Source organism: Pantoea sp. CCBC3-3-1, from assembly GCF_007981265.1.
In the GTDB taxonomy this organism is placed as follows: domain Bacteria; phylum Pseudomonadota; class Gammaproteobacteria; order Enterobacterales; family Enterobacteriaceae; genus Erwinia.
In genome coordinates this window covers 4,606,928-4,629,796 of sequence record NZ_CP034363.1, presented here as the reverse complement: position 1 = coordinate 4,629,796, position 22,869 = coordinate 4,606,928, and the positions used below count along the sequence as shown (strand labels likewise).

The window sequence follows — 22,869 nt, the reverse complement described above, 5'->3', positions numbered from 1 at the left end:
AGGTATCCCGTTATGTCAGAGCAGTTTCTCTATTTTCTGCAACAAATGTTCAACGGCGTGACGTTGGGCAGCACCTACGCGCTGATCGCCATTGGTTACACCATGGTCTACGGCATTATCGGCATGATCAACTTCGCCCACGGCGAGGTTTATATGATTGGCAGCTACGTCTCGTTTATCGTCATCGCCGCGCTGATGATGATGGGCATTGACGTTGGCTGGATGCTGATAGCCGCCGGCTTTATTGTTGCCATCGTGATCGCCAGCGCCTATGGCTGGAGTATCGAACGCGTGGCCTATCGTCCGGTGCGTTCTTCCAAGCGCCTGATTGCACTGATTTCCGCCATCGGCATGTCCATCTTCCTGCAAAACTACGTCAGTCTGACGCAGGGTTCGCGTGATTTAGCTTTACCGGGCCTGATTTCAGGCCAGTGGACGCTGGGCGTCAGCAACGGCTTTGCCGCCACGATTTCGACGATGCAAGTTGTTATCTGGGGGGTGACCTTCCTGTCGATGCTGGCACTGACGCTGTTTATTCGCTATTCCCGCATGGGGCGCGCCTGCCGTGCCTGTGCTGAAGACCTGAAAATGGCCAGCCTGCTGGGTATTAATACCGATCGCGTTATCTCGCTGACCTTTGTGATCGGCGCGGCAATGGCAGCGGTTGCAGGCGTGCTGCTGGGACAATTCTACGGCGTAATCAATCCCTACATTGGCTTTATGGCCGGGATGAAAGCCTTTACCGCGGCGGTACTTGGCGGTATCGGCAGCATTCCTGGTGCGATGCTGGGCGGCCTGATCCTGGGTATTGCCGAGGCATTGACGTCGGCATATCTGAGCACGGAATACAAAGATGTGGTCTCGTTTGCGCTGCTGATTGTCGTGCTGTTAGTCATGCCAACCGGCATCCTGGGGCGTCCGGAGGTTGAGAAAGTATGAAACATCTCAACCTGGTTAACGCGCTGGTCTCCGCGCTGATGTTAGTGGTGCTGGCGGCTTTCTTTATGGGCATGCGGCTGAATCTGGACGGTACGCATCTGGTGGTTAACAACGCCGGTAGCGTCCGCTGGAATTGGATCGCCGCAGGCTGCGTCGTGGTATTTTTCTTCCAGCTATTACGCCCGCTTTTCCAGCGCGGCCTGAAAAAGATCTCCGGCCCTGCGCTGATCCTGCCGGGCATTGATGGCTCCACGCCAAAGCAAAAACTCTTTCTGCTGTTGCTGATTGTCGCCGCCGCCGTCTGGCCATTTTTGGTGTCACGCGGCACGGTAGATATTGCCACGCTGACGCTGATTTACGTCATGCTCGGCCTCGGACTGAACGTGGTCGTTGGGCTTTCTGGCTTGCTGGTACTGGGCTACGGCGGCTTTTACGCCATCGGCGCCTATACCTTTGCGCTGCTGAATCACTACTTCGGTCTGGGCTTTTGGGAATGTTTGCCGCTGGCAGGTATCGTGGCGGCGATGTTTGGCCTGCTGCTGGGCTTCCCGGTACTGCGCCTGCGCGGTGATTATCTGGCGATCGTCACGCTGGGCTTTGGCGAAATCGTCCGTATTTTGCTGCTAAACAACACGGCCATCACCGGCGGACCGAACGGGATCAGTCAGATCCCGAAACCCTCGCTGTTCGGGTTGGAGTTTAACCGCAGCGTGCGGGAGGGGGGCTGGGATACCTTCAGCCACTTCTTTGGTCTGAAATACGATCCCAGCGATCGTATTATCTTCCTCTACATGGTGGCGCTGCTGCTGGTGGTGATTACGCTGTTTGTGATTAATCGTTTGCTGCGTATGCCGCTGGGCCGTGCGTGGGAAGCGCTTCGTGAAGATGAAATCGCCTGCCGTTCGCTCGGCCTCAGCCCAAGACGTATTAAGCTGACGGCTTTCACCATTAGCGCCGCCTTTGCGGGCTTTGCCGGTAGCCTGTTTGCCGCACGCCAGGGGTTTGTCAGTCCGGAATCCTTTACCTTTGCGGAGTCTGCCTTTGTGCTGGCAATCGTGGTGCTGGGCGGCATGGGATCGCAGTTTGCGGTCATCCTCGCCGCCGTATTGTTGGTTGTTTCACGCGAGCTGATGCGTGACCTGAATGAGTACAGCATGCTGGTGCTGGGAGGATTGATGGTGCTGATGATGATCTGGCGGCCTCAGGGACTGCTGCCGATGAAGCGTCCGCATTTGAAGTTGAAAAGCGTGCCAAAAGGAGAGCAGTCATGACGCCTTTACTCGCCGTAAACGGCCTGATGATGCGCTTTGGCGGGCTGCTTGCCGTAAACAACGTGGCGCTCGAACTGCATGAGCAGGAGATCGTTTCACTGATTGGTCCTAACGGTGCCGGAAAAACCACGGTGTTTAACTGCCTGACCGGCTTTTACCGTCCGACCGGCGGCAGCATCCAGCTGCGGGATCGGCAGCTTGCCGGTTTGCCAGGTCAGAAGATTGCGCGAATGGGCATTGTGCGGACCTTCCAGCACGTTCGTCTGTTCCGTGAGATGACGGTGATTGAAAACCTGCTGGTGGCGCAGCATCAGCATCTGAAAAGCGGCGTGTTTGCCGGTCTGTTAAAGACGCCGGGCTTCCGTAAAGCGGAAAGCGAAGCGCTGGACCGGGCCGCGGGCTGGCTGGAGCGCGTTGGCCTGCTTGAAATGGCCAACCGGCAGGCGGGCAACCTGGCCTACGGTCAGCAGCGGCGGCTTGAAATTGCCCGCTGTATGGTGACAAGGCCAGAAATCCTGATGCTCGATGAACCTGCCGCCGGGCTTAACCCAAAAGAAACGCAGGAGCTTGACGAGCTGATCGCCGAGCTACGAGGCCAGCACAAGGTCTCGGTACTGCTGATTGAGCATGATATGAAACTGGTAATGGGTATTTCTGACCGTATTTACGTGGTTAACCAGGGCACGCCGCTGGCCAGCGGGACGCCGGAAGAGATCCGTAATAACCCGGACGTGATCCGCGCTTATTTAGGAGAAGCCTAAGATGAACCCGATGCTTTCTCTGCAAAACGTCAGCGCGCATTACGGCAAGATTCAGGCGCTACACAACGTTAGCCTGCACATCAATCAGGGCGAGATTGTGACGCTGATTGGCGCGAACGGTGCCGGTAAAACCACTATTTTGGGCACGCTGTGTGGTGAACCCCGCGCCACTCAGGGAACCATTTCGTTTGATGGCAAAATCATTACCGACTGGCAAACCGCGCGCATTATGCGTGAAGCCATCGCCATTGTGCCGGAAGGGCGACGCGTATTCTCGCGCATGACGGTGGATGAGAATCTGGCAATGGGCGGCTTTTTTGCCGATCGCCAGCAGTTTCAAACGCGCATCAAGCGGGTGTACGCGCTTTTCCCGCGTCTCTATGAGCGCCGTGTTCAGCGTGCCGGGACAATGTCTGGCGGGGAACAACAGATGCTGGCGATAGGCCGTGCGCTGATGAGCCAGCCGCGCCTGTTGCTGCTGGATGAACCTTCGCTCGGCCTCGCGCCAATTATCATTCAGCAGATCTTTGACACAATCGAACAGCTGCGTCAGGAAGGGATGACCATATTCCTCGTGGAGCAGAACGCGAACCAGGCACTGAAACTGGCCGATCGTGGCTACGTGTTGGAAAACGGTCACGTGGTGTTAGAGGATACCGGCGAAGCGCTGTTGGCGAACGAAGCGGTACGAAGCGCCTATCTGGGAGGATAAGTTTTCGTGTCCGGGGCCGGTTTGTCATGGCCCCGGACAGCTTGCCAGCCAGTAAAAATTCATCATAAAACCCGCTTGTCACCCGCCTGTCATCATACCGTCTTCTAACCGTTATATTTCCGTCATTTTTACATGTCATGTTTCTTGCCGGACAACCTTGCGCGTTTTTACGCGAATTACACCAGGCACAGGAAACCGATATGTCATCGTTCTCACTTCGTCACACCGCAGTCGTACTGGGACTGGCTTTCAGCGGCCATGCGCTGGCGGCGACCGATATTCCGTTCTGGCACTCCATGGAGGGCGAGCTGGGCGTTGAGGTGAATTCTCTGGCCCAGCGCTTTAACGAATCGCATCCGGATTACAAAATCGTACCGACCTATAAAGGTAACTACGAGCAGAGCCTGGCGGCGGGGATTGCAGCCGTGCGTTCCGGCAAAGCGCCAGCCATTCTTCAGGTTTATGAAGTGGGAACGGCAACCATGATGGCTTCAAAAGCGATTGTGCCGGTGTATGACGTGTTTAAAACGGCGGGCATAGCTTTTGATGAAAAACAATTTGTTCCCACGGTTTCCGGCTACTACAGCGACTCCAAAACCGGCCACCTGATCTCTCAGCCTTTCAACAGCTCCACGCCGGTGCTTTATTACAACAAAGACGCCTTTAAAAAAGCCGGTCTGAACCCGGAGGAGCCGCCAAAAACCTGGCAGCAGCTGGAAAAAGACGCGGCGGCGCTGCGTAAAGCGGGCATGAAATGTGGCTATGCCAGCGGCTGGCAGGGCTGGATCCAGATTGAAAACTTCAGCGCCTGGCACGCTCTGCCCGTCGCGACCAAAAACAATGGCTTTGACGGCACCGATGCGGCGCTGGAATTCAATAAACCCACTCAGGTTGCGCACATTCAGATGCTGCAACAGATGAACCAGAAAGGCGATTTCACCTACTTTGGCCGCAAAGATGAATCTACAGCCAAGTTCTACAACGGGGACTGTGGTATCACGACCGCTTCTTCTGGCTCGCTGGCCGATATTCGTCACTATGCCAAATTTAACTATGGCGTAGGCATGATGCCTTATGACGCCAGCGTGCCGAACGCGCCGCAAAACGCCATGATCGGTGGCGCAAGCCTGTGGGTAATGAAGGGCAAAGATGCGGCGATTCATAAAGGCGTGGCGGAGTTTATGCAGTTCCTCGCCCAACCTGAAATTGCCGCCGAGTGGCACCAAAAAACGGGCTATCTGCCGATTACTACCGCCGCTTATGAGCTGACCCGCCAGCAGGGCTTTTACGATAAAAATCCGGGGGCTGATACGGCAACCCGCCAGATGCTAAACAAACCGCCGTTGCCGTTCACCAAAGGCATGCGGCTGGGCAATATGCCGCAGATCCGCACCATCATCGATGAAGAGCTGGAAGGCGTCTGGACCGGTAAAAAAACGCCGCAGGCGGCGCTGGACAGTGCCGTAACGCGAGGCAATGTATTGCTGCGTCGCTTTGAGCAGACGGCGAAGCAGTAAATGAGGAGATTGTTGACAACGTGCAGGCTCAGGGAGCCTGCACGCTCCGCAAAAATGCAAAAAGCGCCGTCCAGGGCAGCTCAGCATGGGCCGACCATGGCCCGTACTGCTTTGTGCCGGGCGTATGCTCCCTTCGCTTCGGTTTTGTCAGCAGTCTGAAAGAGAGCCGTCAGGCGGGGCCGTTGTTACTGTCCCGCTTTTCACCCCCTCAAACTTTTTGCAGGTTCAAAGCGATTTTATGTCTTCTTCACGTCCCGTTTTCCGCTCGCGTTGGCTGCCTTATGTACTGCTACTGCCGCAATTGCTGATTACCGCGGTCTTTTTCCTCTGGCCAGCAGGCGAAGCCTTGTGGTACTCGGTGCAGAGCGTCGATCCCTTCGGCCTCTCCAGCACCTTTGTCGGGCTGGAAAACTTCAGGCGGCTGGTGGGTGATGAGTATTATCTTGATTCCTTCTGGACCACGCTAATTTTTAGCGGGCTGGTCACGGTAATCGGCCTGGTGGTCTCGCTTTTTTTTGCCGCGCTGGTCGATTATGTGCTGCGGCTGAAGCGCTTTTACCAAACGCTGTTTTTACTGCCTTATGCCGTAGCACCCGCGGTGGCTGCCGTACTGTGGATGTTTTTGTTTAGTCCCGGCCTGGGTTTGATTACCCATTTCCTTGGCTGGATCGGCTACAGCTGGAACCATGCGCAAAACAGCGGCCAGGCGATGGTGCTGGTAGTCATCGCGTCCATTTGGCAACAGATGAGCTATAACTTTTTGTTTTTCTTCGCCGCACTGCAATCGATTCCTAAATCGCTGACCGAAGCCGCCGCAATCGACGGCGCAGGTCCGGTGCGACGTTTTTTCCAGCTGTCGCTGCCGCTGATTACCCCCGTCGGCTTCTTCCTTATGGTTGTTAACCTGGTATATGCCTTCTTCGATACCTTCCCGGTTATCGATGCGGCAACGGGCGGCGGGCCGGTGCAATCCACCACCACGCTAATTTATAAAATTTACCGTGAAGGCTTTGCCGGTCTGGATCTCTCGTCTTCCTCGGCACAGTCAGTGGTGCTGATGGTGCTGGTCATTATCCTGACGGTGATTCAGTTTCGCTACGTCGAAAAAAGGGTGCGCTACCAATGATCGAGAACCGACGCGGGCTGGATATTTTCAGTCATATCATGCTGGGTTTAGGCATTTTGACGGTACTGTTTCCGCTTTATGTCGCTTTTGTGGCCGCCACGCTGAATAACAGTGAAGTGTTTCAGGCTCCCATGACGCTGATCCCCGGCCATTCACTGTGGGACAATATTGCTACCATCTGGCAACACGGGGTGGCGCAGAACAGCGCACCTTTTGGCGTGATGCTGCTGAACAGTTTGATCATGGCGCTGAGCATTACGGTTGGAAAAATCTCGGTGTCGATCCTGTCGGCTTTCGCGCTGGTGTGGTTTCGTTTTCCGCTGCGCGGACTCTGCTTCTGGCTGATTTTTATCACCCTGATGCTGCCGGTTGAAGTGCGTATTTTCCCAACCGTTGAGGTGATTTCCACGCTGAATATGACCGACAGCTACAGTGGCCTGACGCTGCCGCTGATGGCTTCCGCCACCGCCACCTTCCTGTTTCGCCAGTTTTTTATGACGCTACCCGATGAGCTGATCGAAGCGGCACGTATCGATGGCGCCGGGCCGGTGCGTTTCTTTCGGGATATCGTGCTGCCGCTGTCGAAAACCAATCTGGCCGCGCTGTTTGTGATCACCTTTATCTACGGCTGGAATCAGTATTTATGGCCGCTGTTAATCATCAACGATACCGGGCTGGGCACCGCTGTGGCAGGCATTCGCAGCATGATTGGCAACGGTGACGGCTCCACGCAGTGGAATCTGGTTATGACGGCCATGCTGCTGACCATGCTGCCGCCGGTGGCCATCGTTTTAATTATGCAGCGCGCCTTTGTTCGCGGGCTGGTAGAGAGCGAGAAATAAAATGGCAGGCGTAAAATTTCAGGCGGTGAGTAAATCCTATGACGGCAAAAACCAGATCATTGCGCCACTGGATGTCGATATTCACGATGGCGAATTTATGGTGATGGTCGGGCCGTCGGGCTGCGGGAAATCCACGCTGTTGCGGATGGTTGCCGGGCTGGAGCAGGTCAGCGGCGGCGATATTTATATCGATAGCCAGCGTGTGACCGATCTGGAACCGAAAGATCGCGGCATCGCGATGGTCTTTCAAAATTACGCGCTCTATCCACACATGAGCGTAGAGCAGAATATGGCCTATGGCCTTAAAATTCGCGGTATGGGAAAAGCGCATATCCGCCAGCGGGTTCAGGAAGCGGCAAAAAGCCTTGAGCTGGAAGCGTTGCTGCATCGCCGCCCGCGTGAGCTTTCTGGTGGGCAACGCCAGCGAGTAGCAATGGGACGCGCGATTGTGCGGGAGCCCGCCGTCTTTCTGTTTGACGAGCCGCTTTCCAACCTTGATGCGCGACTACGCGTACAGATGCGCCTTGAATTGCAGCAGCTCCATCGCCGCCTGAAAACCACCAGCCTGTATGTGACGCATGACCAGGTCGAAGCGATGACGCTGGCGCAACGCGTAATGGTGATGAATAAGGGTATGCTGGAACAGTTAGGCACGCCTGTTGACATTTATGAGCGGCCCGCCACGCGTTTTGTTGCCAGTTTTATCGGCGCGCCCGCCATGAATTTGCTGGAAGGCGAGCTAAATAGTGACGGGACGCGTCTTGCACTGACGGATCGCTTCACGCTTCCATTGCCTCAGGCCAAACCGCACTGGGCCGGGCGAGCATTGACGCTTGGCATCCGCCCGGAGCATATTACGCTTTCTGCCCAGCCTGGCGCACTGCCGCTGGTGGTCGACACGCTGGAGATGCTGGGTGCGGACAACCTGGCTCACGGCAAGTGGGGCAATAGCGGCGTGGTGGTGCGCCTGCCCCATGTCGAACGACCGGCGATTGGCAGCACGCTGTGGCTGCATTTCCCCCCGGACTCGCTACACTTTTTTGATACCCATAACGGACAACGGCTCGAATGACTGATAACGCCTGGCCTTATCCCGCCATCGTCGCGCATCGCGGCGGCGGCAAACTGGCACCAGAAAATACGCTTGCTGGTATCGATACCGGCGCGGAACTGGGCCATAAAATGATTGAGTTTGACGTGAAGCTCTCCAGCGATGGCGAAATTTTCCTGCTGCACGACGATACGCTGGACAGGACCAGTAATGGCTGGGGGATTGCCGGTCTGCTGCCCTGGGAAAAACTGTTGCAGCTGGATGCAGGCGGCTGGTTCGGTAACGATTTTGCCGGTGAGCGACTGCCGCTGCTGTCACAGGTGGCCCAGCGCTGTGCTGGCTATTCGCTGATGGCGAACATTGAGATCAAGCCAACTACCGGGCTTGAAGCGGAAACGGGCCGCGTTGTGGCGCTGGCCGCCCGGGAACTTTGGCAAAACCAGCCTGCGCCGTTGCTGTCATCGTTCTCTGTTATCGCGCTGGAAGCGGCGATGCAGACCGCCCCTGAATTGCCGCGCGGCCTGTTACTGCACGAATGGCATGACGACTGGCAGCAGATGACCGATCGGCTCGGCTGCGTGTCGGTGCATTTTAATCATAAAGTATTGAATCAACAGCGGATCAGCCAGCTGAAAGCAGCCGGGTTGCGGATTCTGGTTTATACGGTAAACAGCCCGGCGCGGGCAAGGGAACTGCTGGCGTGGGGCGTTGATGCGATCTGTACCGATCGTATCGATATTATTGGCCCTGATTTTAGCTGACGTGGATAACGAAAAAGCGGCCTGCGGTAGCCGGGAAGCGCCGCAGGCCGTTTGATTAATTATTGTTTTGCTGGACCGGTGGCGTGCTGTTGCTGCCGGGCTGCGATTGCAATACGCGCGTTGAGGCGCTGTTGCGCTGCTCCTGAACTTTACGCTGTAAATCCTGGCTCTGCTGTTGCTGCTGTTGTTGCAGCTGCAGTTTCTGCTGGGTTTGTTGCGTCTGCATTTGCTGCTGCATCCGTTGCGTGCTCGGATTATAACCCGGCTGGTTTGCATCGTTATTATTCAACATCTTTGCCATGCCGCTCAGCGGCACCAGTACGGCACAAACGAGTAACCATTTCATAAATTATCCTCCATGTTGCTGTGACATAAGTGTATGCCAGCGCCACCTGTCCGGCTTTATCAGTAATCTGAAATTTGCTTAACATCTCGCCTTTTGTCTTATTTCGTACATAGTTAGATGCGGTAAACAAACGTAAATAATATTAATAAGAGGTGAACATGGCTGGACAGGTCAGGATAGGGCGGTTTGCAGGGTCGCTGATGGCAGGGCTGCTTTTATGGCAGGGAGCCACCGCAGCACCCACTGCGCCACCGATTTCGTATGGCGTAGGAGCGGATACTTTTCATCCGGTAAAAGAGCAGCATGGCATGGTTTCTTCCGTTGATGCGCTGGCCACTCAGGTTGGTGTCGACATTCTCAAGCAGGGCGGTAACGCGGTCGATGCGGCGATTGCCGTCGGCTACGCGCTGGCGGTGACACATCCGCAAGCCGGCAATCTGGGCGGCGGCGGCTTTATGATGATCCGCACCGCTTCCGGGCGCACTACCGCCATCGATTTCCGTGAGATGGCCCCAACCAAAGCCAGCCGCAATATGTTTCTGGATGCCGCAGGCAATGCCGACAGCAAAAAATCGCTGACTTCTCATTTGGCTTCCGGCGTGCCCGGCACCGTGGCCGGTTTTGCGCTGGCTAACAAAGAATACGGCACAATGCCGCCTGGCCAGCTGATCGCTCCCGCGCAGAAACTGGCAGAGAAAGGGATTGTGGTTAACGAAGCGCTGGCCGACGATCTGAGCGTTTACGGCAAGGAAGTGTTGGTCAATCATCCCAACAGCAAGGCCATTTTCTATAAGCAGGATGGCGCGCCCTATGCCCGGGGCGAAAAACTCGTACAGCGTAATCTGGCGCACAGCCTGAGCTTAATCGCCAGACAGGGACCGGATGCGTTTTACAAAGGGGAAATCGCCGATCAAATTGCGAAAGAGATGGCGGCAAACGGTGGTCTGATCGATAAAGCGGATCTGGCGAATTACAAAGCCGTAGAGCGTAAACCCGTTAGCGGAACCTATCGCGGCTATGAAGTCTTTTCCATGCCGCCGCCCTCCTCCGGCGGGATCCACATTGTGGAAATCCTTAATATCCTGGAAAACTTCGATCTGGCTAAAATGGGTTTCGGCAGCGCGGACGCGATGCAGGTGATGGCGGAAGCGGAAAAATATGCCTATGCCGACCGTTCTGAATATCTCGGCGATCCGGATTTTGTGAAGGTGCCGTCGCAGGCGCTGACCAGCAAAGCCTACGCCAAAACGCTGGCGCAGCAGATCGACGTCAATAAAGCACGCCCTTCCAGCGAAATTAAGCCGGGCAAGCTGGAGCCTTATGAAAGCAACCAGACCACGCATTTCTCGGTGGTGGATAAGCAGGGCAACGCGGTGGCTGTCACCTACACGCTGAACACCTATTTTGGCAGCGGTATTGTGGCCGGCAACAGCGGCATCCTGATGAACAACGAGATGGACGATTTCTCCGCCAAGCCCGGTACGCCAAATATTTATGGTCTGGTCGGCGGCGAAGCGAATGCGGTTCAGCCTTATAAGCGTCCGCTTTCCTCTATGTCACCGACCATCGTGGCGAAGGATGGCAAAACCTGGCTGGTGACGGGCAGTCCCGGCGGCAGCCGAATTATTACTACCGTGCTGCAAATGGTGGTTAACAGCATTGATTTCGGGATGAACGTCGCCGAAGCGACCAATGCACCCCGTTTCCATCACCAGTGGCTACCGGATCAGCTTCGCGTGGAGAAAGGCTTCAGTCCGGACACGTTGCAACGGCTGGAAGCAAAAGGTCAGCATGTGAAGGTTCTGCCAGCTATGGGCAGCACGCAGAGTATTATGATTGGCCCGGACGGCATGCTGTATGGCGCTTCAGATCCGCGTTCGATTGACGATCTGACGGCAGGGTATTAGTACGACGACAGCGCTAAATTAAGTCGTGACTAAAAGGCATTCCTTTTATCAGGAATGCCTTAGGCTATGATTGATATTTAGCGTTAGCCGCTGCTGGTACAAACTCCCGATCCTGCAGGGAATGGATTATTTCCGACGCTGTCAATCTGCGTTGCTCTCAGTCGCGCCATATACAGCGCATCAACTTTCCTGCCGTTACGTGTTGCAAACCCTTTTGCCAGGCCTTCGGTTTCAAAACCAAAACGCTGATAGAGCCGAATTGCGCGCTCGTTGTCGGCAAAAACCGTTAGCTCAATGCGTTCGACGCTTAGCCAGTTATCGCAAAGGTTAATCATCTCCTGCATCAATGCGGAAGCAACGCCGCGGCCGCGGTAGTTGCAATCTACGCACAGGCCAAATGTGGCGGTATGGCGGCGGCGTGCGCGATCGCTGACCTCCAGGTACATTTCGCCTACCATCTCTCCTTCAATGCAGGCAACCAGCCGCTGCCTGCCCGCAGACACGTTAGCAAAACGTTCCTGGAGGAGCGGGAGAGAGGGATGAGGGATTTGTAGCGTATCGGCATAGGTTTCCGGCTGGCTAAGGATCCGGTGCATGGCAGCGGCATCTTCCGGGACGGCATGACGTATCACTATTTCACTCATCTTTACTCTCCTGTTGATGGGAATCCTTCTTAAGATCATGGGCTTTTGTTGTAAAATCAAGCAAAAAAATGGCAGGAAAAACTTTACAAGTGAGAATGATAATGATTATTATTGTCATGCGTTTTCGACATGGGCTTCACGGACCAGACGAAAAAGCACGACATTGCTCACATTGCTTCCAGTATTATTTTAGCCAGCTCGGGTGCTGGCTTTTTTTTTGCCTGCGATTTCTATCCTGCCGTTTTGTCTGTCGAATAATTTGAACAGAGGAGACAGTTTTCTCCGCTATCTTCCCCCTCAGAACCGGTCCAGACTATGTGAAAACGTTGAGGAGGATTGAATATGATTTACTTACGCAAAGCACAAGATCGCGGTCATGCTAATCACGGCTGGCTGGACAGCTGGCATACGTTCTCCTTCGCTAACTACTACGACGCCAACTTTATGGGTTTTTCGGCGCTGCGAGTGATTAACGAAGATGTGATCGATGCAGGCCAGGGCTTCGGCACCCATCCCCATAAAGATATGGAAATTCTGACTTACGTGCTCTCCGGTACGGTGGAGCATGAGGACAGCATGGGAAACAAAGAGCAGATCCCGGCCGGTGAATTCCAGATTATGAGCGCCGGTACCGGTGTGCGTCACTCGGAATACAATGCCAGTAAAGAAGTGCCGCTGCACCTGTATCAGATCTGGATTATTCCAGAAAAAAATGGCATCACGCCGCGCTACGATCAGCGTCGTTTTGATGACGTTCAGGGTCGCCAGCTGGTGCTGTCGCCCGATGCCCGTGACGGATCGCTGAAAGTGTATCAGGACATGACGCTGTCTCGCTGGGCGCTGAAACCGGGCGAGCAGGGTGCAGTTGACGTGGACGCAGGCCGTCGGATCTGGATTCAGGTCGTGAAAGGCGACGTGACTGTCAACGGTGAGCAGGCTGGCACCAGCGATGCTTTTGCCATCTGGGATGAGGCAAAGCTGGATATTACTGCTGCCAGCGACAGCGAAATTCTGCTGTTTGATCTGCCGCCGGTTTAAGTGACTTCGGGTGCGGTTTTCCGCACCCTTCACCGTTTAGGCGTCATTTTTGTTACACTCTTCCCATCTCCCCTCATGACACTGTCAAACGATGAAGAAGAAAAGGCCGGTTTTACAGGATGTTGCCGATCGTGTGGGCATAACCAAAATGACCGTCAGCCGCTATCTGCGCAACCCCGATCAGGTCTCTGTAGCCCTACAGAGCCGTATCGCTGACGCGCTGGATGAGCTGGGTTACATTCCCAATCGTGCTCCCGATATTTTATCGAATGCGACCAGTCGCGCTATTGGCGTGCTGCTGCCCTCACTGACCAATCAGGTTTTTGCCGATGTGCTGCGAGGTATCGAAGCCGTTACCGATGCGGCGGGCTATCAAACCATGCTGGGCCATTTTGGCTACAGCGCCGAAAAAGAAGAGTTGCAGATGCGTTCGCTGCTGGGCTGGAACATTGATGGCCTGATCCTGACCGAACGGACCCATACGCCTGCCAGCCTGCGCATGATTGAAACCGCAGGTATCCCGGTGCTGGAAATGATGGACTGCGTTTCTCCTTGTCTGGATCTCGCCGTCGGCTTTAATAACGTCGAAGCCGCACGTCAGATGACCCATGCCATTTTGAAAAAAGGCCATCGGCGGACGGTCTATCTTGGCGCACGCCTTGATGAGCGTACTCTGTTGAAGCATCAGGGTTACGAGCAGGCGATGCGTGAAGCGAACCTGCAACCACGCAGCATTATGATGGAAGAAGCCTCGTCATTTTCAATGGGTGGCACGCTGCTGCAATTAGCGCTTGAGCGCTATCCCGACACCGACAGCCTGTTCTGTACCAACGATGACCTTGCCATCGGCGCGATGTTTGAGTGTCAGCGTCGGGGACTGCGGGTGCCGGATGACATCGCGATTGCTGGTTTCCACGGTCATGATATTACGCAGGTTGTGACGCCGGCGCTGGCAACGGTCTTGACGCCGCGTGAAAAAATGGGGCAGGTTTCCGCCACGCTTTTGTTGGCGAGGATTCGCGGAGAACAGACGGGATCGCAGCAGATCGACGTTGGGTTTACGATTTCCGAAGGCGGGAGCATCTGAATTTTTAGCGTTAGCGAGCTCGCATGACGGGTTCAGAGATAACGCACAACGCGGCTAATTTGACCCTTTGTGCCACTCGCACTCTGAATCTGTCATTTTTATGAACCACTTCACATTTACCAGCTTTTTCCTCGCCAGCTGTTGCCATACTCCATGGGCGTCCAGACAATGTTACCGATAACAACGTAACGCTAACAATGAAACGGGCACAATCAAAGCCTCTTCCGCCGGAGTGAATATCATGACTACATCTCTTCCGTCCAACCACGTTTTCGTGCTGATGGGCGTATCCGGCAGCGGCAAATCCGCCGTTGCTAATGCGGTAGCTTATCACTTAAAAGCCGCTTTCCTGGATGGCGATTTCCTCCACCCGCGAGCCAATATCAACAAAATGGCGGAAGGCCACCCGCTGAACGACGACGATCGTAAACCCTGGCTGAAAGCGATTAACGATGCCGCTTTTGCCATGCAGCGAACCAACCAGGTTTCGCTGATCGTCTGCTCCTCGCTGAAGCAGAGCTATCGCGACATTCTGCGCGAGGGCAACGATAACCTGTCATTTGTTTACCTGAAGGGTGATTTCGACACTATCGAGTCTCGTCTGCGCGCGCGCAAAGGGCACTTCTTCAAGCCGCAGATGTTGGTGACGCAGTTCGAAACGTTACAGGAACCGGGTAGTGACGAGGACGATGTGTTAGTCGTGGATATTAATCAGACGCTGGATGAGGTTGTGGCTGCCACCATCGCCACCATCGAAGGTGCGATAAAAAAATAAGTTGGGTGTATGGCTACTGCAACACTGGTATTAACCGCAGCAGGATCCGTATTACTGCTGCTGTTCCTTGTTATGAAAGCACGTATGCATGCCTTTCTGGCGCTGATGCTGGTTTCTGTCGGCGCCGGTATTTTCTCCGGCATGCCGCTCGATAAAATTGCTGACACCATGCAGAAAGGCATGGGCGGTACGCTGGGGTTTTTAGCCGTGGTGGTCGCGCTTGGCGCCATGTTCGGCAAAATCCTGCATGAGACCGGTGCGGTCGATCAGATTGCCATCAAGATGTTGAGAACTTTTGGTGAAAGCCGGGCGCATTACGCCATGGGCATCGCCGGTTTAATCTGCGCACTGCCGCTGTTTTTTGAAGTGGCCGTGGTTCTGCTGATCAGCATTGCTTTTGCCGTGGCACGCCGTACTGGCGACAATCTGGTGAAGCTGGTGATCCCCCTGTTTGCAGGCGTCGCGGCCGCGGCGGCTTTCCTGCTGCCGGGACCTGCGCCGATGCTGCTGGCTTCGCAGATGCATGTCGATTTTGGCTGGATGATCGTTCTCGGCCTGTGCGCGGCGATCCCAAGCATGCTGATTGCCGGTCCGCTGTTCGGTAACTTTATCAGCCGCCATGTCGAATTTACCCTGCCGACAGAAACCAATCATCCTGAGTTTGAGGAGAGCAAACTGCCGTCTTTTGGCTTCAGTCTGTCGCTGATCCTCTTCCCGCTGGTGCTGGTTGGGCTGAAAACCATCGGTGCGCGCTTTGCTACTGAAGGCACAACGCTGTACGAGTGGCTGGAGTTTATTGGCCATCCGTTTATTGCCATCCTGCTGGCCTGTCTGGTGGCTATCTATGGTCTGGCCTACCGTCAGGGAATGAATAAAGAGCGCGTAATGCAGATTTGCGGCAGCGCATTGCAGCCTGCGGGTATTATCCTGCTGGTTATCGGTGCGGGCGGGGTCTTTAAGCAGGTGCTGGTGGATTCTGGCGTGGGTCCGGCGTTGGGTCATGCGCTGACGGGCGCGGGCCTGCCGGTGGCGCTGGCGTGCTTTATCCTGGCCGGTGCCGTGCGCATCATTCAGGGTTCGGCCACGGTTGCCTGTCTGACCGCGGTTGGCCTGATTATGCCGGTTATTGAACCGCTGCATTATTCAGGCGCGCAGATGGCCGCGTTATCTATCTGTATCGCGGGCGGCTCGATTATCTTCAGTCATGTTAACGATGCGGGCTTCTGGCTGTTTGGCCGTTTTACCGGCGCAACGGAAGGGCAAACGCTGAAAACCTGGACGATGATGGAGACCATTCTCGGCACCACCGGTGCACTTGTCGGCATGGTAGCGTTTGAGCTGCTGTCTTAATGCGTTTGAGCCTGACGGGCAGATGACCTCTGCCCGTTTTTCTCTTTTAATCTTCTTTACTGACAACTTAAAACTTCAAATAAGCCCGGATCCCATCAAGGAACATCTGGGTCGCCAGCATAATCAAAATCAACCCCATCAGCCGCTCCAGCGCGTTGACGCCTTTCTCACCCAGCAGCCGCAGAAACAGACCGGAAAGCAGCAGGATGGTCACCGTTGCGCCCCAGGCAATCAGCAATGCGCCCACCAGATGGGTAAGTTGATCGGGATACTGATGCGACAGCAGCATTAAGGTGGCCAGCAGTGAAGGACCGGCGACCAGCGGAATGGCTAACGGCACCAGAAACGGTTCTTCTCCGGCGGGTAGTCCGCTGCTGCTGCTCTCCTGTGACGGAAAAATCATTTTTATCGCGATCAGGAACAGGATGATCCCACCGGAAATCGAGACGGTTTCAGTACGCAGGTTGAGGAAGGCAAGAATTTTTTCGCCCGCGAACAGAAAAAGCAGCATGATCACCAGCGCAATCAGCATTTCGCGGATCAGCACCACCCGGCGACGTTTCGGCTCCAGATGCTTCAAAACCGACATAAAAATCGGCAGATTGCCCAGTGGATCCATAATTAACAACAATAATACTGTGGCCGAGATCATTTCAGTCATGGTCAGGCTTCCCTGGTTGTGCGATTAACTGTCGGTTATAAGCAGCACTGCTAAAAAAGGGGCGGCAATCGATTTAATTCACTTGCCACTTTTGCAGCATTTTGTAAGGTGTTCATCAGATCTAATTCTTATCACTTTTATTTTAACAGGCCAGGCATAACTGCCCGCCGTTTCGCTTTCCCTGGCATGCCGCCATTGTAGCCTGGTTGAAACAGGTAAAAGCGGCGAGCGCTGGCAGAAAAACACGATGGCAAGGCAAAGTACCCTGGAGCAGGTGAAACATGAAATCAGTAGGCTTAATTGGTTGGCGTGGCATGGTCGGTTCTGTGCTGATGCAGCGCATGGTGGAAGAGCGTGATTTTGACGTAATCCGCCCGGTGTTTTTCTCTACCTCTCAGCACGGGCAGGCCGCTCCGGCGTTTGGCGGGCAGGCTTCCGGCGTGTTGCAGGATGCTTATAATATCGACGCCCTGAAAGCTCTTGATATCATTATCACCTGCCAGGGCGGCGATTATACCTCCGATATCTACCCTAAACTGCGTGCGGCAGGCTGGAAGGGCTACTGGATCGATGCGGCATCAACGCTGCGTATGCAGGATGACGCGCTGATCATCCTCGATCCGGTTAACCACCACGTCATCCACCAGGGGCTGAATAAAGGCATTAATACGTTTGTTGGCGGGAACTGTACCGTCAGCCTGATGCTGATGTCGCTGGGCGGCCTGTTTGCTCACGATCTGGTTGAATGGGCTTCCGTTGCCACCTATCAGGCGGCTTCCGGCGGCGGTGCTCGCCATATGCGTGAGCTGCTGGCACAAATGGGCATGCTGCACGATGGCGTGGCAAAAGAGCTGCAAAACCCGGCTTCAGCCATCCTGGACATTGAACGTAAGGTCACTGAAATGAGCCGTAGCGGCGTACTGCCGACGGACAACTTCGGCGTACCGCTGGCGGGCAGTCTGATCCCCTGGATCGATAAGCAGCTGGAAAACGGCCAGAGCCGTGAAGAGTGGAAAGGCCAGGCGGAAACCAACAAGATTCTGCAAACGGCTAACACCATCCCGGTTGATGGTTTGTGCGTGCGCGTGGGTGCGCTGCGCTGCCATAGCCAGGCCTTTACGCTGAAACTGAAAAAAGACGTGCCGCTAAACGAAATCGAACAGCTGCTGGCTTCACACAATGAGTGGGTCAACGTTGTGCCGAACGACCGCGAACTGACGATGCGTGAGCTGACGCCTGCGGCAGTAACCGGTACGCTGAAAACGCCGGTAGGGCGCCTGCGTAAGCTGAATATGGGGCCAGAGTATCTTTCTGCCTTCACCGTCGGCGACCAGCTGCTGTGGGGCGCTGCCGAACCGCTGCGCCGTATGCTGCGTCTGCTGGTAGATTAATGTTTTAGCTTTACACCGCTTCTGCTCAGGCAGGGGCGGTGAAGCTGTAGCCCGTCAATCCACAGCATCGATTTCCTTTATTTTGTAAGAAACAGATCGTTTCTCTTCCTTTTTTACCTTGCCTTATCGCCTCCAACAGAGAGCTTGTCCGCTTACCGCCGGGGCTGAACTCTTGCTGAAATATTCTGTTATTCCCTAATGTTGTTCAATAATTTGACCACTAAACCATGAAAGTTTGATCTGAAAACCATATTTTTCTTCATTCCGTGCTGGCTTTACTTGCGGCTTAGCTATGCTTACCCATATCGCCTGATCAGCAGGATCCCGGAATTCGGCTCCAATCCCGATCGAAAGCGTTTGAGTATCCAACTGAAGTTGTCGCACGCTGCGGCGGTTCTTTCGCACAGGATTGCTCCACCCGTCAGCGTGTTTTTGGCTCAATGAAGAGCAGTGCATTCCTCGATCGCAATATCGAGCGAATCGTCTGCCATTTATCACGGGAAGAGAGACATGCCTGAGCTTACGGATCGTCGGCTTATTAATGCGTTAATTTCCGGTCATTATGCAGACCCTTTTGCGCTCCTTGGTATGCACCAGACTGAAAACGGTCTTGAAGTGCGAGCGCTGTTACCAGATGCCACAGAAGTTTGGGTGATTGAAACCAATACCGGACGAAAATGTGCTCAACTGGAATGCTTTGATTCAAGGGGTTTTTTCCATGGCATTATTCCGCGCAGGAAGAATCCCTTTCGCTATCAGTTAGCCGTAACCTGGCATGGACAGCAAAACCTCATTGACGACGCCTATCGTTTTGGTCCGCTGCTGGCCGAACTGGATAGCTGGCTGCTGGCCGAAGGCACCCACTTACGCCCTTACGAATCAATGGGGGCGCACGCCGAAGTGATCGATGGCGTTATCGGCACCCGCTTTTCGGTGTGGGCACCGAATGCACGCCGTGTGTCGGTCGTAGGGGATTTCAACTTTTGGGATGGCCGCCGCCATCCAATGCGTCTGCGCCAGGAAAGCGGCGTATGGGAGCTGTTTGTGCCCGGCGCGGTAACGGGGCAGCTGTATAAATATGAAATTATTGACGCCAACGGCCTGCTGCGGCTGAAGTCCGACCCTTACGCTTTTGAAGCGCAAATGCGACCGGACAGCGCCTCAATGATTTGCGGCATCCCGCCCAAAACGACGATGTCAGAAGCGCGTCAGCGGGCCAACGATTTTGACGCCCCGATTTCCATTTACGAGGTACACCTCGGTTCCTGGCGACGTCATACCGATAACAACTATTGGTTAAGCTATAAAGAGCTGGCCGAGCAGCTGGTGCCCTATGCGAAAGAGATGGGCTTTACCCACCTCGAACTGATGCCGATTAACGAGCATCCGTTTGACGGCAGCTGGGGCTATCAGCCCACGGGTATGTATGCGCCGACGCGCCGCTTCGGTACGCGTGATGAGTTCCGCAACTTTATCGCTGTCGCCCATCAGGCTGGCCTGAACGTGCTGCTCGACTGGGTGCCTGGCCATTTCCCGGCCGATGACTTTGGCCTGGCAAAATTTGACGGAACCGAGCTTTACGAACATGGCGACCCGCGCGAAGGCTTTCATCAGGATTGGAACACGCTGATTTATAATTTTGGCCGTCGTGAAGTCAGTAACTACCTGACAGGCAATGCGCTGTACTGGATAGAGCGCTTCGGCATCGACGGCCTGCGCGTCGATGCCGTGGCGTCGATGATCTATCGCGATTACAGCCGCAAAGCAGGGGAATGGATACCTAACCATTTCGGCGGTCGGGAAAATCTCGAAGCCATTGCGTTCCTGCGCTATACCAACCGCACGCTGGGCAATGCCGCGCCCGGCACCATCACGGTTGCAGAGGAGTCCACCGACTTCCCGGGCGTATCACGTCCTTCAGAGACCGGCGGCCTGGGGTTCTGGTTTAAATGGAACCTGGGCTGGATGCACGACACGCTGGATTATATGAAGCTGGATCCGGTACACCGTAAGCATCATCACCATAACCTGACCTTCGGCATGCTCTACAACTCGACCGAGAATTTTGTGCTGCCGTTGTCGCACGATGAAGTGGTACACGGCAAGCGCTCAATTCTGGATCGTATGCCTGGCGATGCCTGGCAGAAGTTTGCCAATGTGCGCGCCTATTACGGCTGGCTGTTCGGTTTTCCCGGTAAAAAACTGCTGTTTATGGGCAATGAATTTGCCCAGGGCAAAGAGTGGAACCACGATATCAGTCTCGACTGGCATCTGCTGGAAGGCGAAGACAACTGGCATAACGGCGTACAGCGTCTGGTGCGCGACCTGAACCATACCTACCGTGACCAGCCGCCGCTGTATCAGCTGGATTTTGATCCGATGGGCTTTGAATGGCTGGTCGTTGATGACTATGAAAACTCCGTATTCGTCTTTGTGCGGCGCGATCGGGAAGGCAATGAGCTGATCGTGGCCAGTAACTTTACGCCGGTACCTCGCCATCATTATCGCTTTGGCGTGACGCAGCCGGGCAGCTGGCGCGAAGTGCTGAATACCGATTCTGCCCATTATCACGGCAGCAATCTGGGTAATCTGGGCGAAATCAAAAGTGAAGCGCTGCCCAGCCATAATCGTGAACACTCCGTCAGCATGACTCTGCCACCGCTGGCGACGGTCTGGCTGGTGAGGGAGGCGTCATGAGCCTTATGCAGCCCGGACAACCGACCCCATCCGGGGCGTCGTACGACGGCAAAGGCGTAAACTTTACGCTGTTTTCCCAGCATGCGGAGCGGGTAGAGCTATGCCTGTTTGACGAGTATGGTCGCGAGACGCGGATGACGTTACCGGGCCGCACCGAAGATATCTGGCATGGCTATCTGCCGGCGATTAAACCCGGGCAGCGCTACGGCTATCGTGTCCATGGTCCCTGGCAGCCTGAAGCGGGGCATCGCTTCAATCCCTACAAGCTGCTGGTCGATCCCTGCGCGCGAGAAGTACAGGGCGAAGTCACGGACGATCGGCGCTTCCAGTGCGGTGAAAAGATTATGGACACGACCGACAGCGCTGAGATCGCGCCGAAAAGCGTGGTGCTGGCCGATGATTTTGACTGGGAAGATGATAAGCCGCCGCGTGTACCGTGGGGCTCAACGGTTATCTACGAAGCCCACGTTCGTGGCCTGACTAAACGTCATCCGGGGATCCCGCCAGAGATTCAGGGCACCTATGCGGCGCTGGGTCATCCGGTGATGATTAGCTATTTCAAACGGTTAGGCATCACCAGCCTCGAACTGTTGCCGGTGGCGTATTTTGCGCATGAGCCACGCCTGTTACGGTTGGGGTTGAAGAATTACTGGGGGTATAACCCGCTGGCCACCTATGCGCTGGACGGGCGCTACGCTTCCGGCATGCACGGCCTGCATCCACGTGACGAATTTCAGCAGGCGGTTAAAGCGCTGCACGAGGCGGGCATCGAAGTGATTCTGGACGTGGTATTTAACCATACCGCCGAGCTGGATGAATGTGGCCCAACCCTGTGCAAACGCGGCGTAGACAACAAAAGCTTCTACTGGCTGGATGAAAAAGGCAAGTATGAGAACTGGACCGGCTGCGGTAACACCCTGAACATCAGCCATCCCAACGTACTTAACTGGACGCTGGAATGCCTGCGCTACTGGGTTGAAGTCTGTCATGTGGATGGTTTTCGCTTCGATCTTGCAACCGTGCTGGGTCGTACGCCGGAATACTATCCGCACGCGACGTTCTTTGAGCTGCTCGCGGCCGATCCTCTGCTTTCACAGTGCAAGATGATTGCCGAACCCTGGGATATTGGGCCAGATGGCTACCAGGTGGGAAATTTCCCCGAGCCGTTTGCCGAATGGAACGACCAGTATCGTGACGCTATGCGCCGCTACTGGCTGCACGGCGACATTTCCAACGGGCATTTTGCCAAACGTTTTGCCGGGTCCAGCGATATTTTCCAGCGCGGCGAACGACGGCCGTCGGCCACCATCAACCTGATCACTGCCCATGACGGTTTTACCCTGACCGACGTGGTGTGCTTTAACAAAAAACATAACGAAGCCAACGGCGAAGACAATCGCGACGGTCATAACAGCAATTTCAGCCATAACCATGGCGTGGAAGGCTTAAACGCGCCGCTGCTGATTGCGGAGCTGCGCCTGCGTAGCGTTCACGCGTTACTGACTACGCTGCTGCTGTCGCAGGGCACGCCGATGTTGCTGGCAGGTGATGAACATGGCCACAGCCAGCACGGCAACAACAATGCCTACTGTCAGGACAACGAACTGACCTGGCTCGACTGGGAAAAAAACAACAGCGGGCTGTTCGCTTTTACCGCCGCACTTATCCACCTGCGAAAACGTATTCCGGCCCTGGGACTGGATCGCTGGTGGGAAGTGGGCGATGGCAACGTGGAATGGCTTGGCCCGGACGGACAACTGATGACCGCCAGAGAGTGGCGACACGGTGAGCATCGTATGCAAATCCGTTTATCGCAGCACTGGCTGATTACGCTTAACGCCACCGAAGAAGTGTGTGAGATCAAGCTACCACCGGGGAAATGGCATGCCATTCCTCCTTTTGCCGGGGATGATAACCCGATTTTGTTAACTGTCTGGCATGGACCAGCCCACGGCGTGTGCGTGTTCCAAGAGCAATCATAACAGGAGTCAGA

At 55.0% G+C, this 22,869-nt stretch carries 21 protein-coding genes; 17 read left to right on the top strand and 4 right to left on the bottom strand.

The features are described 5' to 3' along the window. The first annotated feature begins 12 nt into the window (after window positions 1-12). From livH to ugpQ, 9 genes are all read left to right on the top strand, one after another. Window positions 13-939, top strand: a complete 927-nt coding sequence (gene livH / locus EHV07_RS21725; protein WP_147200175.1) for a high-affinity branched-chain amino acid ABC transporter permease LivH — start codon at window positions 13-15, stop codon at window positions 937-939. Beyond that, window positions 936-2,210: a high-affinity branched-chain amino acid ABC transporter permease LivM gene (locus EHV07_RS21720; protein ID WP_147200174.1), complete on the top strand. Its 1,275-nt coding sequence runs from the start codon at window positions 936-938 to the stop codon at window positions 2,208-2,210. The genes livH and EHV07_RS21720 overlap by 4 nt, the downstream gene beginning before the upstream one ends. Further along, window positions 2,207-2,971: a high-affinity branched-chain amino acid ABC transporter ATP-binding protein LivG gene (livG, locus tag EHV07_RS21715; RefSeq protein ID WP_147200173.1), complete on the top strand. Its 765-nt coding sequence runs from the start codon at window positions 2,207-2,209 to the stop codon at window positions 2,969-2,971. Before EHV07_RS21720 ends, livG begins: the two co-directional genes overlap by 4 nt. A gap of 1 nt (window position 2,972) precedes the next feature. Next, window positions 2,973-3,683 (top strand): high-affinity branched-chain amino acid ABC transporter ATP-binding protein LivF, encoded by a 711-nt coding sequence (gene livF / locus EHV07_RS21710; RefSeq protein WP_168199658.1) that lies wholly within the window; start codon window positions 2,973-2,975, stop codon window positions 3,681-3,683. 200 nt (window positions 3,684-3,883) lie between these two features. Then, on the top strand, window positions 3,884-5,200 hold the full coding sequence (ugpB, locus tag EHV07_RS21705) for a sn-glycerol-3-phosphate ABC transporter substrate-binding protein UgpB (RefSeq protein ID WP_147200172.1): 1,317 nt from the start codon (window positions 3,884-3,886) through the stop codon (window positions 5,198-5,200). Between the two features lie 238 nt (window positions 5,201-5,438). Continuing rightward, window positions 5,439-6,326: a sn-glycerol-3-phosphate ABC transporter permease UgpA gene (ugpA, locus tag EHV07_RS21700; RefSeq protein WP_147200171.1), complete on the top strand. Its 888-nt coding sequence runs from the start codon at window positions 5,439-5,441 to the stop codon at window positions 6,324-6,326. Next, the gene (ugpE, locus tag EHV07_RS21695; RefSeq protein ID WP_147200170.1) at window positions 6,323-7,168 is read left to right on the top strand and encodes a sn-glycerol-3-phosphate ABC transporter permease UgpE; all 846 of its coding nucleotides are present in this window, start codon (window positions 6,323-6,325) and stop codon (window positions 7,166-7,168) included. The genes ugpA and ugpE overlap by 4 nt, the downstream gene beginning before the upstream one ends. Window position 7,169: 1 nt before the next feature. Further along, window positions 7,170-8,240 carry a sn-glycerol-3-phosphate import ATP-binding protein UgpC gene (locus EHV07_RS21690; protein WP_147200169.1) on the top strand — a complete coding sequence of 357 codons (1,071 nt, stop codon included), beginning with the start codon at window positions 7,170-7,172 and terminating at the stop codon, window positions 8,238-8,240. Beyond that, window positions 8,237-8,980, top strand: a complete 744-nt coding sequence (ugpQ, locus tag EHV07_RS21685; protein ID WP_147200168.1) for a glycerophosphodiester phosphodiesterase — start codon at window positions 8,237-8,239, stop codon at window positions 8,978-8,980. Before EHV07_RS21690 ends, ugpQ begins: the two co-directional genes overlap by 4 nt. A 55-nt stretch (window positions 8,981-9,035) precedes the next feature. Here ugpQ and EHV07_RS21680 read toward each other — a convergent pair whose 3' ends face one another. After that, complete coding sequence (locus tag EHV07_RS21680; RefSeq protein ID WP_147200167.1) at window positions 9,036-9,326, bottom strand: DUF2756 domain-containing protein; 291 nt, start codon at window positions 9,324-9,326, stop codon at window positions 9,036-9,038. A gap of 200 nt (window positions 9,327-9,526) precedes the next feature. Here EHV07_RS21680 and ggt point away from each other — a divergent pair, with 200 nt between their 5' ends. Further along, a complete protein-coding gene (gene ggt, locus EHV07_RS21675; protein ID WP_147200166.1) occupies window positions 9,527-11,233 on the top strand; it encodes a gamma-glutamyltransferase in 1,707 nt (568 codons plus the stop codon). A gap of 83 nt (window positions 11,234-11,316) precedes the next feature. On the opposite strand, the gene EHV07_RS21670 is transcribed toward ggt, so the two are convergent. Beyond that, window positions 11,317-11,877, bottom strand: coding sequence for a GNAT family N-acetyltransferase (locus EHV07_RS21670; protein ID WP_147200165.1), 561 nt, complete (start codon window positions 11,875-11,877; stop codon window positions 11,317-11,319). A 342-nt stretch (window positions 11,878-12,219) separates the two neighbouring features. On the opposite strand from EHV07_RS21670, the gene EHV07_RS21665 reads away from it, so the two are divergent. From EHV07_RS21665 to gntU, 4 genes are all read left to right on the top strand, one after another. Next, entirely contained in the window at window positions 12,220-12,915 is a 696-nt protein-coding gene (locus EHV07_RS21665) for a pirin family protein (protein WP_147200164.1), read from the top strand. A gap of 91 nt (window positions 12,916-13,006) precedes the next feature. Next, a complete protein-coding gene (gntR, locus tag EHV07_RS21660) occupies window positions 13,007-14,002 on the top strand; it encodes a gluconate operon transcriptional repressor GntR (protein ID WP_147200163.1) in 996 nt (331 codons plus the stop codon). Window positions 14,003-14,243: 241 nt separating this feature from the next. Beyond that, on the top strand, window positions 14,244-14,777 hold the full coding sequence (gntK, locus tag EHV07_RS21655; RefSeq protein ID WP_147200162.1) for a gluconokinase: 534 nt from the start codon (window positions 14,244-14,246) through the stop codon (window positions 14,775-14,777). A gap of 9 nt (window positions 14,778-14,786) precedes the next feature. Then, window positions 14,787-16,127 carry a gluconate transporter gene (gene gntU / locus EHV07_RS21650; protein ID WP_147200161.1) on the top strand — a complete coding sequence of 447 codons (1,341 nt, stop codon included), beginning with the start codon at window positions 14,787-14,789 and terminating at the stop codon, window positions 16,125-16,127. 67 nt (window positions 16,128-16,194) lie between these two features. On the opposite strand, the gene EHV07_RS21645 is transcribed toward gntU, so the two are convergent. Beyond that, on the bottom strand, window positions 16,195-16,788 hold the full coding sequence (locus tag EHV07_RS21645) for a YhgN family NAAT transporter (protein ID WP_147200160.1): 594 nt from the start codon (window positions 16,786-16,788) through the stop codon (window positions 16,195-16,197). 281 nt (window positions 16,789-17,069) lie between these two features. Here EHV07_RS21645 and asd point away from each other — a divergent pair, with 281 nt between their 5' ends. Further along, a complete protein-coding gene (gene asd / locus EHV07_RS21640; RefSeq protein ID WP_147200159.1) occupies window positions 17,070-18,179 on the top strand; it encodes an aspartate-semialdehyde dehydrogenase in 1,110 nt (369 codons plus the stop codon). Between the two features lie 195 nt (window positions 18,180-18,374). Here the strand turns inward: asd and EHV07_RS21635 are convergent, their stop codons facing one another. Next, window positions 18,375-18,584 carry a hypothetical protein gene (locus tag EHV07_RS21635; protein ID WP_147200158.1) on the bottom strand — a complete coding sequence of 70 codons (210 nt, stop codon included), beginning with the start codon at window positions 18,582-18,584 and terminating at the stop codon, window positions 18,375-18,377. Between the two features lie 105 nt (window positions 18,585-18,689). Between EHV07_RS21635 and glgB the strand changes: the two genes are divergently transcribed. After that, window positions 18,690-20,876 carry a 1,4-alpha-glucan branching enzyme gene (glgB, locus tag EHV07_RS21630; protein WP_147200157.1) on the top strand — a complete coding sequence of 729 codons (2,187 nt, stop codon included), beginning with the start codon at window positions 18,690-18,692 and terminating at the stop codon, window positions 20,874-20,876. After that, entirely contained in the window at window positions 20,873-22,858 is a 1,986-nt protein-coding gene (glgX, locus tag EHV07_RS24715; RefSeq protein WP_174822372.1) for a glycogen debranching protein GlgX, read from the top strand. The genes glgB and glgX overlap by 4 nt, the downstream gene beginning before the upstream one ends. Window positions 22,859-22,869 lie beyond the last annotated feature (11 nt).